Genomic DNA, 15,935 nt, shown 5'->3' with positions numbered 1-15,935 from the left:
ACGCTTAAACGTGCAATTACAGGCGGCGCTGTGATGCGGCGTCGAACAGCATCGCACGTTCGCTGTCCAGCGTGACCGGTAAAATATCACCGGCGCGCGCGCCGGAACGCTGGGTGGTAAACAGCATCAGCGGGTGGCCAAACAGTGAACCGTGAATCAGTTCGGACAAACCTGTCGGTTCCACCAGCGACACTTCAAGAGGCAGCGCATGCTGCTCACCCGGCTGCGCCAGGCTGATGTTTTCCGGACGGATGCCGTAAATGACGTCGCGGCCAGCGGCCTGTGCTGCCCAGTGCGTATTCAGGGGCAACTGAGCGCTGTCGCTGATACGCACGCCGCTGGGAGTCATCACGCCGTTGATAAAATTCATCGACGGTGACCCGATAAAACTGGCGACAAATTTATTGGCCGGTGTGTCGTACAGCTCCAGCGGTGTACCCACCTGCTGAATGACGCCGTGATTAAGCACCACGATGCGGTCAGCCAGCGTCATGGCCTCAACCTGATCGTGGGTAACATAAACGATGGTGTTGTTCATCTGCTGATGCAGCTTTTTGATCTCCACGCGCATCTGGCCGCGCAGTTGCGCATCGAGGTTGGAAAGCGGCTCATCAAACAGAAATACCTGCGGCTGACGCACAATGGCGCGGCCCATCGCCACACGCTGACGTTGTCCACCCGACAGCTCTTTTGGCCGGCGATCAAGCAGGTGTGTCAGGCTGAGAATCTCCGCCGCTCGCCGGACTTTCTCCTCAATCTCAGCACGCGGTCGTTTCTGAATTTCAAGGCTGAAGCCCATATTGCGCGCGACCGTCAGATGCGGATAGAGCGCATAGCTCTGGAACACCATCGAAATATCGCGGTCTTTCGGCGCCACCTCGTTCATCAGCTGACTGCCGATATGAATATTGCCGCCCGTTGCCAACTCCAGACCGGCAATGGTGCGCAGCAGGGTGGATTTACCACAGCCGGACGGGCCGACCAGCACCACGAACTCACCATCTTTAATGGTCAGATTGATGTCGCGCAGAACCTCAACGTTGCCATAGCGCTTTTCAATTTGCGCCAGCGTAATTTCAGCCATTATTTACCCCTTAACCGCACCGGCGGTGAGTCCCTGAACCAGGTAGCGTTGAATGAAAGCGAAGAACAGACAGGCTGGAATTAACGCCAGCACGGCGGCAGCCATCATTTCGCCCCACGACACGGCGAATTTGGAGACGAAACTGAGCAGCCCGACCGGAAAGGTCATGACTTCGTTTTTGTTGATTAACATCAGTGAGAACAGCAACTCACTCCACGCGGCGGTGAAAACAAAGCCGAGCGTCGCTGCCATGCCGGGCAGCGTCAGCGGCATCAGCACGCGGTACAGCGCCTGAAAGCGGGTGCAGCCTTCCAGCATGGCGGACTCTTCGAGATCTTTCGGGATGGCATCAAAAAATGACTGCATCAGGAAGGTGGCGAACGGGACATTGAAGGCGCTGTAAATCAGAATCAGCCCCAGCAGACTATTCGTCAGACCCAGCGGGGCCATCACCCGGTAAATCGGCGCAATGATCATCACCAGCGGAAACATCTGCGTAAACAGCAGCAGGGCCGCCATCACCATCTTGCCGCGAAACTGAAAGCGGGAAAAGGCATAGCCGGCAGCCGCGGCAATCAAGGTGGTCAGCGCGGCAGTGCTGCAGGAGACAATGAGACTGTTAATAAAAAACGTGGGGAAATCACTGTCGGTCAATACCTTCGCAAAGTGGCTCAGGGTGAAACCGCCAGGTAACAGCGTCACGCCCTGACTGAACAGTAACCTGTCCGGCGTGACGGCAATTTTAATGATCCAGTACAACGGAAACAGCGCAAACAGCAAATAGGCGGCGATGCTGAGACGATGACCGATCAACGGTAACAGGCGCATGCGGACTCCTTACTTAAGTAACTGATGGCGGATGCGCAGCAATACCAGCGCATAGCAGGTCATCAGCAGTAACAGACACACCGCCATCGCCGAGGCATAACCAAAATCCAGTTTGCGATAAGCGGTGGTGAAGATGTAACTGGAAAGAATCGAGGTTGAACCGGCCGGACCGCCGTCGGTCATCACTACGATCAAATCGGCAAAGTTAGCGATCCAGATGGTACGCAGCATCACGGTAATGGCGATCATCGGGGCGAGAAACGGCAGGGTGACACGGCGAAACTGCTGCCAGCCGCTGGCACCGTCAATGGCTGCTGCTTCATACAAATCTTTGGGAATCGACTGCAGTGCCGCCAGTAAAGTGATGGCAAAAAACGGGATGCCAAACCAGACGTTAGCAATCACCGGCCCCCACATCGCCAGTTGCGGATCGGAAAGAATATTGTAAGGTTCGCTGAGAATGCCCACGTCGCTGAGCCATTGTGGCAGCGGACCCACGACCGGGTTGAGCAGCCAGGACCAGGTCAGGCCGGAAAGAAACGCCGGCACCGCCCACGGTAAAAACACCAGCGCCTGCACCCAGCGGCGAAAGCGAAACTCGCGGTTAAGCAGCAGCGCCAGCGCGAGGCCGAAAAAGAACTGCAGCAGCAGTGAACTCAGCGTCCAGTTAAGGGTATGGCCGAGCGCGCGAAAGAAGCGGCGATCGTCGAGCATCTGCGCAAAGTTCGCCCAGCCAACCCAGCCGCTCTCCAGCGGATTGAGCAGGTTCATGCTCTGAAAAGCGTAAGAAATGCCGATCGCCATCGGCACGAAGATGAACAGGGCGATCAGCAACAGGCCCGGTGACAGATACCACCATGGCTCAGCAAGCCGGGTCCAGCGCCAGCGGCGACGCGCCGGGCTGGCAGGAAGAGAGATTTCAGGCATCATTTCAGGGCTCCGGTTTACGCGGGATTACTGGCTGGCGAGCCAGGCTTTTTGCTCTTTACTCAGATAGCTGGCCCAGTCCTGCACCATATCTTTGGTGTCGTTTTCGCCCAGTAACGTCTCCTGGCTGCTCTCTTTCACGATCACCGAATTGAAATAGCCCCAGCCTTTGAGATGGGTCGGCATGGTGAGCGGCACATAATTTGGATCGTTCAGCTCCTTAAACCAGCCGGCAAACTGCGGCGTCTGATAGAACGGGTCCTGTTCCGCACCTTTATAGATGGGTAGCGTGCCGACAAACTTCGCCCACGCCAGGTTGTTGGTTTTATTACTGAGGAAGGTAATTAGCGGCCAGGCGACATCGTTTTGTTTACCCTGTTTGAACATCGCCCAGCCGGTATAGCCGATGGTCGGGAAAGCTTTACCGGACGGTCCGACCGGCATGGGCGCCACGGCAAAATCCTCAGCCGCCATGCTATTTTTAATCGCGATCAGCGCGTCCGGATCCTGATCGAGCATGGCGCATTTGCCGGAATAGAAGCCCGAGACAATCTCGTTAAAGCCCCAGTTCACGCTGTCTTTTGGTGCGCCACCTTGCTGATACAAATCGACCAGCAGTTGTGCCCCCTTTATCGCCCCCGGCTGGGTTAAGGTACTGTTGCCGTCTTTATCAAAGAAGGCAGGCGAGCCGTTCATCGCCGCCATAAACATCATCCACGCATTGGTTCCCCCGACACCGCCGCGCATGCAGTAGCCGCTGATACCGTTACCTGACTGACTAATACGCTTCGCGTCGCTGGCAAACTCTTCCATTGTTTTTGGCGGTTCACTCAGTCCTGCCTGCTTAAACAGCTTTTTATTCCAGAACAGCGCTCGCAGATAAAAACCGTACGGTACCATGGTGGCTTTGCCGTTCGCGGCACGCGCCATTGCCAGCGTTTTGTCCGTCAGCTGGGCGCTTTCAGGCCAGCTTTTCAGGCGGGGTTCAAGATCTTCCAGCATATTGTTGCTGGCGTATAAGCCTTGCCAGGTATCGGGCATCTCCACCACATCCGGAACCTGTCCGCTCTGTAACATGGTGCCCAGTTTTTCAAATGCCTGACCCCACGGCAGCGAAATAAGCTCAATCTCGGTACCGGGATGCTGCGTCTTGTATTCGTCGAGCATTTTTTGCAGAAGCGCGGTACGTGGCGGGCTGGTAATAACTTCCACCACGGTGAGTTTGGCGGCGAGGCTGCAAAAGGCGCTGCCTAAACCCACGGCGAGTACCAGGGCTTTCAGGGCGAAACGTGTTGTCATGGCTGTTTCTCCGGATCGTGATTAACGGTGAGTGGCGGCAGCAAGTGCCTGATTCAGATCGGTCCAAAGATCGTCGGTCTCTTCGAGGCCAACAGAGATACGGATCAGGCGCGGCGAGACACCAAAATCCTGGGCTGAATTAAATTCACTGGCCTGATTAATGACCGAAATCGCCGGCATCACCAGGCTCTCGAAACCTCCCCAGCTGACGCCCATGTGGAACAGTTGCAGGGCGTTGCAGAATTGCGGTATATCGACCTGTTCGGTCACGGCAAAGGAAAACAGCCCGCTGTAACCGCGCAGCGTGGACCATTCAGGGGGATTGAGCCCGGGATGGCAAACCGCGCTGACCTGCGGATGGTCGCGCAGCTTTTCCGCCAGCTGCAGGGCGCTGTGCTGATGCTGCTTCATACGCAGCGGCAGCGTGCGCAGGCCACGCATCAGCAAAGACGCTTCGTTCGCAGACAGTTTGCCGCCAAGGAACGGACTAATGTGACGGGCAATGTTGTTGATGTGCTGGTGGCTGGCAATCACCAGGCCGGCCACCACATCGCTGTGGCCGCTGATGTACTTCGAGGCGGAGTGCACCACGATGTCGATACCACACAGCAGCGGCTGCTGGAATATGGGCGAAGCCCAGCTGTTATCAATCAACGTGACGACGCCCGCATCGCGCGCCAGCGTGGCCAGCTGCCGCAGGTTCTGTTCACTCATCACCCAGCTGGAGGGACTTTCCAGATAGAGCAGGCTGGCGCCAGGCAGCGCGGCGGCTATCGCCGCTTCATCGTCGCCATCAACAAACTGCGTCGTGATACCGAAACGCTGACAAAAGCCGCGCAAAAAGCGGTAAGTATCGGGATAGACATGATTAACGCAGACCACTTTCGCGCCTGGCTGAACCACGCTCAAAATCGCGTTACTGATGGCGGCCATGCCGCTGGCAAAGGCGAGGCAGGCGTCACCGCCTTCCAGCGCGGCGACTTTATCCTGTAGCGCTTTGACCGTCGGATTATCAACGCGGGAATAGAGCGGCTGGTCGCTCTCACCGCGAAAGCGGGCGATCATGCTGTCGTAATCGCTGAAGGTAAACAGCGAGGACTGATAAATCGGTGGCGTTACGGCGCCCTGTTCGTGACGCTGGTCGTGGGTCAGCAGTGTCTGTTGCGCAGTAGGTTTAGCGTTTGGCATGGATCACGTCCTTCATGTCGCGTTCGGTGATATCAAGAATCTGGTGGCAGAGGGCACGCGCGGCCTGGCTGTCGCGGGCGCGGATGGCGTTAAACAGTTCACGGTGCAGGGGAAACGAGTCTGAAAACAGCGCCTGCTCCGGCGGGGATTCGAAAAAAGCGTGCAGCGTGTCGTAGACGCCGTTAAGCATCTGCAACAGCAGCGGATTGCCGGCGGCGCGGTAGATGCTGGTGTGGAAAGCCCAATCCTCCGGCCCGGCGGAACCGATAGCCAGGTGCACACGCTCCATCTCTTCCAGCCGCCGTTCGATTTCCAGCAGGTCGTCGGCGCTGGCGCGCTGCGCGGCCAGCACGCAGGATTCGGACTCAATGATGCGGCGCACTTCCAGCGCATGAAGCATGTTGGCGGAGTCGTTTTTAAAGCGCAGAGAGAGAAAGCTGTCATGCAGACCGACTTCTGCCTGCAGAAAAGTGCCGCTGCCTTTTTTGCGCACAATGATGCCGAGTGCTTCCCAGCGCTTGAGCGCCTCGCGCACCGTATTACGGCTGACGCCCAGTTTCTCCGCCAGCTCGCGCTCCGGCGGCAGGCGACTGCCCGGCTGCGCGCCGGCATGCGCCATGTAGCGCGTGAGCGCATCAAGAATCAGCGTATCGCTGCGCGTCGGAATAATGGGATGGAGTTCAGCCGGGTCATGCATCGTTTTGCCTTAATTGGTCCAACATCTCTACCAAAGACATAGCAACCCGCATGCCAGAATCATGAGCTTTTGATTTAGCGAGAAATTTGACGCCGTAATAAGCGCAGATTATGAGATCTGCTGGTGCAAAACCCGCCAGGGTGCACCGTGGTGTGGCGGTACTGCAGACAATGTTGCGCTCAAAACGAAAATAAATTAGCATTATTTCCGGTTAACGCAACGAGGTGCCGGGATGGATAGTATCGGAATTTTTGACAGCATCAACAAACTGCTCACCACCTCATTTGCGCGTGAGTTCTGGCTTAATCTCATGGAAGAATCGGAAGCGAGTTATGCCAGCGCTCATGCGGTGGTAGAAGGGACGGCAGGCAGACTGAAGCATCCGGAAAAGATCCGCTTACGTCCTCAGGCACGGCACTATTTTCTGAATGCCGCGTTTCGCAGAGCGGCTGAGGCCAGCGGCCTGATCTGCATCGATGCCGTCACTAAACCCCAGGGTGAACACTATTGCCTTGTTGAATCGGGCGGAATCAAAATCAGCCGGATTGGACTCAATCACGACGAGCACCTGATTAAACGGGCACGTCATCGCACATTGCTTGCTGAACTGAACGGAGAGCTCGAAGGCGTTACGCCAGATATGTTTTATGATATTGCCGGAGTGCATACGGCTGAAGAGACGTTAGGCGTGCTGATTGTTAACGTCAATCCTCCTCATACTAAGCCGCAGGGAAGTATGTTGGATTTACGGGTAACAGTCCCTTTCACCAATCTGCGTAACTACCATTATAATCAGTCAATACGCGATGTCCTCGCGTTGTACAATACAGCAGATAATCAGAATGAAATCCCTGATTTAGCAGTTCCACAGTTGAAGAAACGCTTAAAGCAGCAGGAAGGTTAGTGTGGTGCAACAATGAGAGTCGGTGTGGCGGGTTTTGAGCCAAAACGTTTAACCCAGGTACGTGAGGCGCGTGGGTTTTCGAAGATCAATCTGGGGCGCCAGGTTGAGCGTTCCCCCTCGACCATTACTAAATGGGAGAATGGCAGCCATGCGCCTGATTCCGCCGCGCTGCTGGCCCTGTCATTGGTACTGAATTGTCCCATAGCCTGGTTTACTAAACCCTTGCATGTTCATACTAATAATCCAGTGTTTTTCCGCACCATGGCGAACACGGCAAAGGATCTGTGCGCGGCTTCGGAACGTTATATGGAGTGGCTGCAGGAAGCGTCAGCGCATTTACAGCAGGATCTTGATTTTCCGGCGGTGAATATTCCCTGGCTTGATGTTACCGATCACCATCAAATTGATGATCAAATGATTGAAGTGATGGCTGGTCAGTGCCGCAAACGTTGGGGACTGGGTCTCGCACCGCTGAACGATCTGCTGCTGGTCATTGAAAATGCCGGTGTGATTTGTGCGCGCTTCGAACAGGGCAGTGCGGTGATGGATGGCTACTCGCAATGGAACGAGCGTGAGCAACGGCCTTACATGATTCTGGCGTCGGATAAAAATAACTATTACCGCAGCCGTTTTGATGCCGCTCATGAGCTTGGCCATTTAGTGTTACACCGGTTTATCAAACGACTGGACAGTATTAATTTTAAGCCGATCGAAGCGCAGGCGCATAAGTTCGCCGCATGCTTTATGTTACCGGAGGAAGCGTTTGCGGTGGAATTGCCGGCAAATCCCACGCTGGAGAATTTCGTCGCGCTGAAGCAGCGCTGGGGAATATCTGCACAGGCCATGATTATTCGGGCTAAAGAGCTGAATTTGATTAGCGATGTTGAGCATCAGCGCCTGTACAAGCAAATTTCAGCGCGCGGCTGGCGTAAAGGTGAACCGCTTGACGATCAGCGGGTTCCTGAAGCTGTGCGATTACTGCCCAGAAGTCTCAGGCTTTTGCTGGATGAAGGCCTGTATAGCAAACAGAGCTTTGTCTCTTCACTGGCAATGGCGCGCCACGATGTAGAAAAACTGTTTTCCCTGCCGAAAGATGAATTAGCGGAAACGCAGATTTTGCATTTGCCAGCCACACTCAAAGCCCGCGACAACAGCTCCCCTCAGTCAGCCGACAATAATGTAGTCAGCCTGTTTACCAGGAAATAATGCATTACTGGTTCGCGAGTGGCTGCATCACTTCACGCGATGCAGCCATGCGGATTTTGATTGCCAGCAGAGGCATTGCTTCGCCGGACAATCATCCAAAAACCGCGATCAGCGGCTAAACGGCATCGATCAGGCCGCCGTCGACGCGGATCACGCTGCCGGTAATGTAGCTGGCAGGCTCACTGGCGAGAAAAGCGGCGGTGGCACCATATTCGTGTGGCGCGCCGTAGCGGCCCATCGGTATGCTGCGCCGGCTTTGGGCTGCGACGGCAGCGGCGGTACTGTTTTCGCGCTGCGCCTTCAGCGCATCAAGCTGACTGACGCGCTCAGTATCAATGCGTCCCGGCACCAGGACGTTAACCGTTACACCATCCGCGGCTACCTCGTTTGCCAGCGTTTTCGACCAGCCCAGCAGGCTCATGCGCAGCGCATTGGACAGCGCCAGATTAGGGAGAGGCGTGACCACGCCCGACGAGGTGGACGTGATAATGCGTCCCCAGCCGCGCTGGCGCATGGCCGGCAGCACCTTATCGCTCAGTTGAATCAGCGCGTCCACCATCACCGCAAACTGCTGTCGCCAGAGTTCGCTGGCGGTGCCCGCGGCTTTCGCGGTTGGCGGCCCACCTGAATTATTCACCAGAATATCCACCGCGCCCCAGCGCTGGCGAATCGCCTCCAGCACGCTGTCAAAGGTGTCGGGTGCCGCCAGATCGAGCTGGAACGCCTGCGCCTCACCGCCGTCAGCGGTAATGCGCTCCACCGTTGCCTGCAACTTACTGCTGTCGCGTCCGGTGACCGCCACGCGCACGCCCTCCTGCGCCAGTGCCAGCGCTATCGCCTGACCCAGACCGCTGCCTGCACCACATACCAGCGCCACGCGCCCTTGTATTTGCAAATCCATCACTGCCTCCTGATTGTATTTTCAGGATCGTAATGTGCAAAAACAGTGCCGGTTATGCGCCCGGTTTACGCATCTGTACCTGATCGAAGGCGAATTGCAGATGCGTTTTCATTAATTCGGCCGCCTGCTGCGGTCGGTTTTCACGCAGCGCGTCGATAATGGCCACGTGCTCTTCGCACCACTCTTTCACGCGCCGTTTGTTTTGGTAGCTGCCAAATTCCAGCAGGCGGCGCAGGCGGTTTTGCTGTTGAATCGCCTGCAGCACAAACAGATTGCCGCTGGCTTCGGCCAGCGATTCATGAAAAGCGGCATCCGTCTCGAAAATGTCGCGCGCCGATACCTGCGTGAGGTCCGGATGGGTAATCAATCGCAGATGCTGTGCCCGCAGGCGCTTCAGCATGGCACGATCCGCGCGTAATTGCGGGCTGAGCAGGGCGGCTGGCTCAATCATCAGACGAAATCCATAACTGTTGCGCAGCGCGACTTCCGAGTTAAGCGTTTGCTGAAAACGCCAGCCATGTCCCGCATTGCGCGCGATTAATCCGTCTTCCGACAGCTTGACCAGCGTGCGTGTCAGAATGCCGCGATCAACGTCATAGCGCTGGCTGATTTCCGTCTGGGTGAACGATTCGGGCAGGGCACCGGCAATACGATCGCGTACCAGTAACTCGTACAACGTCTGGTCGCTGCTCTGCGGGGGTTCAATGTTCAGCTGCTGTAACTCATCTGCCCCTTTTAGCAGAAAAAATCCCTGATTGGGCCGCGCTTCCACCGCGCCCAGTCGGGTCAATTCTTTAAGTCCTGCCCGCACCGGCGTGCGGGAAACGCCCAGCGCGTCTGCCAGAGGTTGTTCACGTAAGTGCTGACCTGGATCGAATCTTGCTTCATAGATCAGGTCAAGTAGCTGACGTGCAATACGACGGCTGCTGGCGGAGGAGTCAGGCTGCATAGAACGGGATTTCCTGAAATGTATTACTGTCGACTAAAGGTACAATAACATGTTGAGGAAAATGCTGCGATATAAAGCAATGCATGCACGATAAGCGTGCAGAGTGCACCAGGAGAAGACGTTTTTTTATCACCATGATTGTATTTTATGAATCATAAAAACCAATTTAAACGTTTACCAGGAGACACAGATGATCAGCAATTCATTTCGCTCTACCGGTCGGTTACTTGCGCTTGCCACGCTGGCCCTGATGCCCATCATCAGCCAGGCGGCAAGCGATCGCGTTGCCCCAGGCAAACTGACCTACGGCACCGCAGCCACCTTTATGCCGTTCGAGTTTGTGAAAGACGGCAAGCTCACCGGTTTTGATATCGAGTTGATAACCGCGCTGAGTAAGACGCTCAATCTGCAACCCGCAGCCATGCCAATGGAGTTCAAAGGGCTGATCCCGGCACTGCAGGGCAAACGTCTCGACATCATTAATTCAGCGATGTACGTCAATCCGGCGCGTGCGGCGCAGGTGGATTTTGTTCCTTACCTCAAAATCGGCAGTCGCGTTGTGGTGCGTAAAGGCAATCCGGCCGGCATCACCGGGCGCGATCTGTCGTTGTGCGGCAAAAACGTGGCGGTCACCCTTGGCGGTATCGAAGAGAGCCAGGCGCGGGTGGATAACCAGAACTGCCTCGCCGCCAAAAAAGCCGCGATCAATGTCATGACGTTCCCGGCGGCAACGGACTCGGCAGTGGCTGTTGCGCAGGGGCGCGCCGATGCGGAGTTCCTCTCAACGCCGGGTACCGTTGCGTTGTTTAGTGAGAAGCCCGGCGTGTTTGAAGCGGCAGGCGCTGAATTTGAAGCCGATACCCACATCGCTTTTGCGGTCCGTAAAGGCGACAGCGCCACCAAAGCGCAACTGGAACAGGGACTGCAAAACCTGGTGAAAGACGGCACTTACAAGCAACTGATTGAGAAATGGAACTTCCCGGACTCCGTTGCCATTTTTTAATCCGCTGACCGGAGAAAGCTATGTCGATCGATTTAATGTGGCAGTACTTCCTCTCCCGCGAATTTCTGCAGGGCGCGTGGATGACGCTGCTGATTACTCTGTGCTCGCTGTTGTGCGGCGTAGTGCTGGGACTGGTGCTGGCGCTGCTACAGGAAGCGCCATTTCGTGCCGCGAAAGGGCTGGCGTTTTTTTATCTCTGGCTGTTTCGCGGTACGCCGGTGCTGTTCCAGATCATCTTTGTCTACAACGTGTTGCCTGGTTTCGGTCTGCGCTTCTCCGCGTTTACCTGTGCCGTGCTGGCGCTGTCGCTTAATGAGGGCGCCTACATGGCGGAGATATTACGTTCCGGCTTACAGGCGGTAAAAAGCGGCCAGCGCACCGCCGGTATGGCGCTGGGAATGACCCACGCCCAGATCATGCGCAAGATTGTCTTGCCGCAGGCCGCGCGCATCGTGCTGCCACCTATGGGCAATCAGATGATCAGCATGCTGAAGTCCAGCGCGCTGGTCTCCGTGATTGCGGTGCAGGAGTTGTTGCTGGTGGCGAACCAGACCGCCAGCGCCAGCTTCCGCTATTTCGAGGCGCTTTGCGCGGCGGGCCTCTATTACCTGCTGCTGACCTCGCTGTTCATGCTGTTTCAGTCGTGGCTGGAGCGCACGCTCGACCCGAAACAGCGGCGTGGAAAATGGCAAAAGGCCCGGGCGCGCCACCATCGGTTAACCAAAGCGGCGGATACCGCAGGAGATCTGTCATGAACGAGACAAAACCACCGCTGCTGGAGTTGATTGGCATCGACAAGAGCTTTGGCCGTCAGCCGGTATTGAAGAACTGTTCGCTTAGCGTTCAGCGTGGGGAAACGGTGGTGCTGATTGGGCCTTCCGGTTCCGGCAAATCTACGCTGCTGCGCTGCGTCAATCTGTTGTCACCCGCCGATAGCGGCGATGTGTTCTTCACCCGCCAGAATATCAGCCGGGGAGAAGTGCCGCCGCACCAGTTGCGCCAGCGTATTGGCATGGTGTTTCAGAACTACGAGCTGTTTTCCCATCTGACGGCGGCGGAAAACATCATGCTGGCACCGATGACGGTACTCGGCGTCAACCGCATCACGGCACGCAAACAGGCAGAAACGCTGCTGGCGAAGGTGCGTATTCACGATCGGGCCGATCATTTCCCCGACGAATTGTCTGGCGGTCAGCAGCAGCGCGTGGCTATTGCCCGGGCACTGGCGATGAAGCCGGAACTGATGCTGTACGACGAACCCACGTCAGCGCTCGATCCGGAGATGATCCGCGAAGTGCTTGATGTGATGGCGGAACTGAGCGCCGAAGGGATGACCAGCATGGTCGTCACCCATGAAATGGGGTTCGCGCGCCGTGCCGCCAGTCAGATTCTGTTCATGGAAGAGGGCGAAATCCTGGAGCGCGCCAGCGCCAGCGACTTCTTCAACCGCCAGGTTAGCGAACGCGCCCAGCGTTTTCTCGATCAAATCCTACATTAACAGCGGAGCCATAATGACTATTCACCCGGTCGACAGCGTGCGCATGAAGCGCGACCTCGCCACGCTGGTTGCCATCAATACAGAAAATCCTCCCGGTCAGGAGCGCGAAGCGGCAGAGTGCGTGGCAGGCTGGCTGCGCGAGGCCGGTTTTGACCTGTCGTTCAGTGAATATGCGGCAGGGCGCACCAACGTCATCGCGGTTCTGCACAACGGTGCCGGACCCTGCTTCGCCTTTAATACCCATCTGGATACAGTGCCTGCCGGCAGCGGCTGGTGTAGCGATCCCTTTACCCTTACCGAGCGCGAGGGACGCCTGTACGGTCGTGGTGCCTGCGATGCCAAAGGACCGCTGGTGGCGATGGTGGAAGCGCTGCGCCTGCTGGCTGCCAGTCGCCACCGCTGGTCCGGTACGCTGATGGGGGTGTTCACCGCCGATGAAGAGGTCGCCAGTGAAGGCGCGAAGTTTTATGTCCGGCAGGCACCGCCGGCTATCGATTTTGCGGTGATCGGCGAACCCACCGGCAACGCCACGTTTTCTGCCCATAAAGGTAGCCTGCGACCGCGCATCAGGGTGAAGGGCGTAACGGCGCACTCGGGCACGCCCGAGCTGGGGATAAACGCCATCTATCAGTCCGCCAGATTACTGGGCCTGATTGAGCAGTCGCATCAGCAGCAGGTGCGCTGTCGCTGCCACGCGCTGGTGGGCAATGCCAGCCTGACGGTGACGCGCATCCACGGGGGGCACGCTGATAACGTGGTGCCGGACAGCTGCGAGCTGCTCCTCGACCGCCGCATGGTGCCCGGTGAGGACGAGCAGGCAGTGAAGGCCGAACTGCAGCTGCTGCTTGACCACGCGAAAGCCACTGCCGGCGTGGAAGCGGACATCATCGCCTGGCAGGCCACCACGGGCGGGGCCACCGAGACCGACAGTAACGAAGCGATTGTGCAGAACAGCCTCGCCGCCTGTCGTCGCCACGGGCAGGCGGAACCGGGCCCGTTTGGTTTTCAGGGGGGATGCGATTTAGTGCATTTTCGTTCGCTCGGGGCGAAAGGCGTAGTGATCGGACCCGGCAGCCTGGCGGTGGCTCACAAGCCAGATGAGTTCGTGCCTGTCGAAGAATTTATTGCTGCCGCAGCCATCTACCTCGACGTGGCACTGGCGATGCTGCCGCAGGAGTCCGCAACGTGAAAGCAACGCTTTGGCGCGGCCAGCTGCGCTATGACGCAGTCACGCTGCACACCGCGTCCTCGGGCGCAATCAGCGCGCTGGATACGCTGTGGCTGCGGCTGGACGATGGTACGCGCTGCGGCACTGGCGAGGTGCGGCTCAACATTCAGTACCTGCACGGCTACAGCGCCGATCGGGTGCTGGAAAACATCACCCGCGCCCTGGCAGGCTGGAACTGGGCACTGGCGCCGCAGGCGATGCTGGAGCGTGTGCATGCGGATGGGGCGGGACTGCTGGCGCCGGCGCGCATGCTGTTCGACATGGCGCTGCATGATTTACTGGCGCAGCAGGCCGGCGTGAGCCTTGCGCACTGGCTCGGTGCCGCTGCGGCCAGCCCCGGCTATCCGACCAACCAGACGCTGTTCTGGGGCAGTGAAGCGCAAATGCTGACGCAGGCTGAACAGTACGTTGCACGTGGCTTTACCCAGCTCAAATTGCGTACCGGCGTGGCGGATGTGGCGACCGATCTGGCGCGGTTGCGCGCCCTGCGCGCCCGCTTTGGTGAGGCCATCACGCTGGCGATTGATGTCAACGGTCAGTGGTCACTGGCGCAGGCGCACGCCGCTTTTCCGGCGCTGCAGGCGCTGAATCTCAGCTATGTCGAACAGCCGCTGGCACCGGCTAACGATGCCGCACTGGCGGAACTGAGCGGTTATGGCGTGCCGATCATGCTGGACGAGAGCCTGAATAGCCCGGCAGCCATCGATCGACTGATGGCGGCGAACGGCGCGCTGTGTGGCCACCTCAAGCTGGTCAAGCTGGGCGGCATTGCGCCGACGCTCGCAGCGGCACAGCGCCTGCAGGCGGCCAGCATCCCTTTCATGATAGGTCAGATGAACGAAGGCCATGCGGCAACAGCGGCGGCGCTGCAGGTGTGTCGCGCCGTGCAGCCACGTTTCGCAGAACTGTACGGTGCCGATGGCCTGATAAACGATGCGGTGAGCGGCCTGCATTATCAGCAGGGCGCTGCCGTCATCAATGATTTACCCGGCCTGGGCGTGCAATTTGATGCCGCGCGCGCCACTTTTCTTCAGGAGTCTGGTTATGCAACAGCTGAATAATGTTATCCAGGGCAGTGAATCTGCTTTTAGCGCACAGGAGTACGCACAACGCATCCAGCGCACCCGCGAACGTCTCAATGCGGCCGGCGTTGATGTGATGATTGTGACCGGACCAGAAAATATCTTCTGGTTAACCGGTCAGCAAACACCGGGCTATTACACCTTTCAGGCGCTGGTGCTGCCAACAGAAGGGGATCCGGTGTTTGTTATCCGCCAGCTCGAATACTTTAACTTTATCGCCAACACTTTTATCTCAGATGCCGCCATCTATCAGGATGGCGATAACCCGGTTGATTTTCTCGTTGCCCTGCTGCAGCAGCGCGGCTGGCTTACTAAGCGTGTCGGGCTGGACAAACGCGGCTGGTTTTTGCCGGTAGCCGTGTATGAGGCGTTACAAAGTCGTATCGGCAGCCTCGCCGATACTGCCGGGGTGATTGAGCCGCTGCGCGCAGTGAAATCGACGGCGGAAGTGGAAAAGATCGCTCAGGCGGCGCGCTATGTTGACGCCGGCATGCAGGCCGGTATGGCCGCGGTGCGCGCCGGGGCGGATGAAAATGCGCTGGTCGCGGCCATGATGGGAGCCGCCGTTGCGGCCGGATCCGAATATGTCGGGATGGAGCCGCTGGTTTCCAGTGGCCCACGCAGCGGTGTGCCTCACGGTACCTGGCGTCGTCGCGTGTTGCAGGATAATGAGCCGGTCTTTCTGGAGATGGCTGCCGCGCACGATCGCTATCACGCCGCGCTGATGCGCTCGGCATGGCTGGGGCGGCCCCCTGCTATTGCGCTGGAAATGGAGAAAGTGTGTCAGGAGGCGCTCCAGGCGGCACTGGATGCCATTCGGCCGGGCGCAACCTGTGCCGCACCGCACATAGCCTGCCAGCAGGTGATCGATCGCGCGGGCTTCACCGACAACTTTAAAAAACGCACCGGCTACTCCATCGGTGTCTCGTTCGCGCCGGACTGGGGCGAGGGCGGCATTCTCAGCCTGTACAGTGGCGTCAACACCGAACTGCAGCCAGGCATGACCTTCCATATTCCCCCGGCGCTGCGCATCTACGGCGAGTTTACGGTTGGCGTTAGCGAAACCGTGGTGGTGACGGAAACCGGCTATCGCCAGCTCGGTTCGCTGGCTCGCCCATTAACCTGCTTATAAGGAAACCCG

General features: G+C 57.7%; 16 protein-coding genes. 8 read left to right on the top strand and 8 right to left on the bottom strand.

Annotated elements, in window-relative coordinates:
• Positions 1 to 16 precede the first annotated feature (16 nt).
• The 6 genes from CBW22_RS17245 to CBW22_RS17220 are packed head-to-tail and all read right to left on the bottom strand — an operon-like array spanning position 17 to position 6,023.
• Positions 17 to 1,084: an ABC transporter ATP-binding protein gene (locus CBW22_RS17245; RefSeq protein ID WP_088517298.1), complete on the bottom strand. Its 1,068-nt coding sequence runs from the start codon at positions 1,082 to 1,084 to the stop codon at positions 17 to 19.
• 3 nt (positions 1,085 to 1,087) lie between these two features.
• On the bottom strand, positions 1,088 to 1,912 hold the full coding sequence (locus CBW22_RS17240; RefSeq protein ID WP_021509079.1) for a carbohydrate ABC transporter permease: 825 nt from the start codon (positions 1,910 to 1,912) through the stop codon (positions 1,088 to 1,090).
• A 9-nt stretch (positions 1,913 to 1,921) separates the two neighbouring features.
• Entirely contained in the window at positions 1,922 to 2,842 is a 921-nt protein-coding gene (locus tag CBW22_RS17235; RefSeq protein WP_058759118.1) for a carbohydrate ABC transporter permease, read from the bottom strand.
• Between the two features lie 24 nt (positions 2,843 to 2,866).
• Positions 2,867 to 4,138 carry an ABC transporter substrate-binding protein gene (locus tag CBW22_RS17230; RefSeq protein WP_088517297.1) on the bottom strand — a complete coding sequence of 424 codons (1,272 nt, stop codon included), beginning with the start codon at positions 4,136 to 4,138 and terminating at the stop codon, positions 2,867 to 2,869.
• 21 nt (positions 4,139 to 4,159) lie between these two features.
• Positions 4,160 to 5,326: a PLP-dependent transferase gene (locus tag CBW22_RS17225; protein WP_088517296.1), complete on the bottom strand. Its 1,167-nt coding sequence runs from the start codon at positions 5,324 to 5,326 to the stop codon at positions 4,160 to 4,162.
• Positions 5,313 to 6,023, bottom strand: a complete 711-nt coding sequence (locus CBW22_RS17220; RefSeq protein WP_021509083.1) for a FadR/GntR family transcriptional regulator — start codon at positions 6,021 to 6,023, stop codon at positions 5,313 to 5,315. The genes CBW22_RS17225 and CBW22_RS17220 overlap by 14 nt, the downstream gene beginning before the upstream one ends.
• Before the next feature lie 232 nt (positions 6,024 to 6,255).
• On the opposite strand from CBW22_RS17220, the gene CBW22_RS17215 reads away from it, so the two are divergent.
• Positions 6,256 to 6,927 carry a hypothetical protein gene (locus tag CBW22_RS17215; RefSeq protein WP_088517295.1) on the top strand — a complete coding sequence of 224 codons (672 nt, stop codon included), beginning with the start codon at positions 6,256 to 6,258 and terminating at the stop codon, positions 6,925 to 6,927.
• 24 nt (positions 6,928 to 6,951) lie between these two features.
• Positions 6,952 to 8,133, top strand: coding sequence for a helix-turn-helix domain-containing protein (locus tag CBW22_RS17210; protein ID WP_254919530.1), 1,182 nt, complete (start codon positions 6,952 to 6,954; stop codon positions 8,131 to 8,133).
• A 115-nt stretch (positions 8,134 to 8,248) separates the two neighbouring features.
• On the opposite strand, the gene CBW22_RS17205 is transcribed toward CBW22_RS17210, so the two are convergent.
• Both CBW22_RS17205 and CBW22_RS17200 read right to left on the bottom strand, forming a co-directional pair.
• Positions 8,249 to 9,034 carry an SDR family oxidoreductase gene (locus CBW22_RS17205; protein WP_088517293.1) on the bottom strand — a complete coding sequence of 262 codons (786 nt, stop codon included), beginning with the start codon at positions 9,032 to 9,034 and terminating at the stop codon, positions 8,249 to 8,251.
• Between the two features lie 52 nt (positions 9,035 to 9,086).
• Positions 9,087 to 9,983 (bottom strand): GntR family transcriptional regulator, encoded by an 897-nt coding sequence (locus CBW22_RS17200; protein ID WP_088517292.1) that lies wholly within the window; start codon positions 9,981 to 9,983, stop codon positions 9,087 to 9,089.
• A gap of 250 nt (positions 9,984 to 10,233) precedes the next feature.
• On the opposite strand from CBW22_RS17200, the gene CBW22_RS17195 reads away from it, so the two are divergent.
• From CBW22_RS17195 to CBW22_RS17170, 6 genes are read left to right on the top strand one after another with little or no spacing between them, the layout of a single operon-like run.
• On the top strand, positions 10,234 to 10,986 hold the full coding sequence (locus tag CBW22_RS17195; protein WP_369974301.1) for an ABC transporter substrate-binding protein: 753 nt from the start codon (positions 10,234 to 10,236) through the stop codon (positions 10,984 to 10,986).
• A 20-nt stretch (positions 10,987 to 11,006) separates the two neighbouring features.
• Entirely contained in the window at positions 11,007 to 11,741 is a 735-nt protein-coding gene (locus CBW22_RS17190) for an amino acid ABC transporter permease (RefSeq protein ID WP_088517291.1), read from the top strand.
• Positions 11,738 to 12,484 (top strand): amino acid ABC transporter ATP-binding protein, encoded by a 747-nt coding sequence (locus tag CBW22_RS17185; RefSeq protein WP_088517290.1) that lies wholly within the window; start codon positions 11,738 to 11,740, stop codon positions 12,482 to 12,484. Before CBW22_RS17190 ends, CBW22_RS17185 begins: the two co-directional genes overlap by 4 nt.
• 13 nt (positions 12,485 to 12,497) lie before the next feature.
• A complete protein-coding gene (locus tag CBW22_RS17180; RefSeq protein WP_088517289.1) occupies positions 12,498 to 13,673 on the top strand; it encodes a M20 family metallopeptidase in 1,176 nt (391 codons plus the stop codon).
• Positions 13,670 to 14,773, top strand: coding sequence for a mandelate racemase/muconate lactonizing enzyme family protein (locus tag CBW22_RS17175; RefSeq protein ID WP_088517288.1), 1,104 nt, complete (start codon positions 13,670 to 13,672; stop codon positions 14,771 to 14,773). Before CBW22_RS17180 ends, CBW22_RS17175 begins: the two co-directional genes overlap by 4 nt.
• Entirely contained in the window at positions 14,757 to 15,926 is a 1,170-nt protein-coding gene (locus CBW22_RS17170; protein ID WP_088517287.1) for a M24 family metallopeptidase, read from the top strand. The genes CBW22_RS17175 and CBW22_RS17170 overlap by 17 nt, the downstream gene beginning before the upstream one ends.
• Positions 15,927 to 15,935 lie beyond the last annotated feature (9 nt).

This window comes from Pantoea sp. VS1, from assembly GCF_002207995.1.
Taxonomy (GTDB): domain Bacteria; phylum Pseudomonadota; class Gammaproteobacteria; order Enterobacterales; family Enterobacteriaceae; genus Pantoea; species Pantoea dispersa.
The sequence above is the reverse complement of the archived record's forward strand: the minus strand, read 5'-3'. Positions and strand labels throughout refer to the sequence as shown.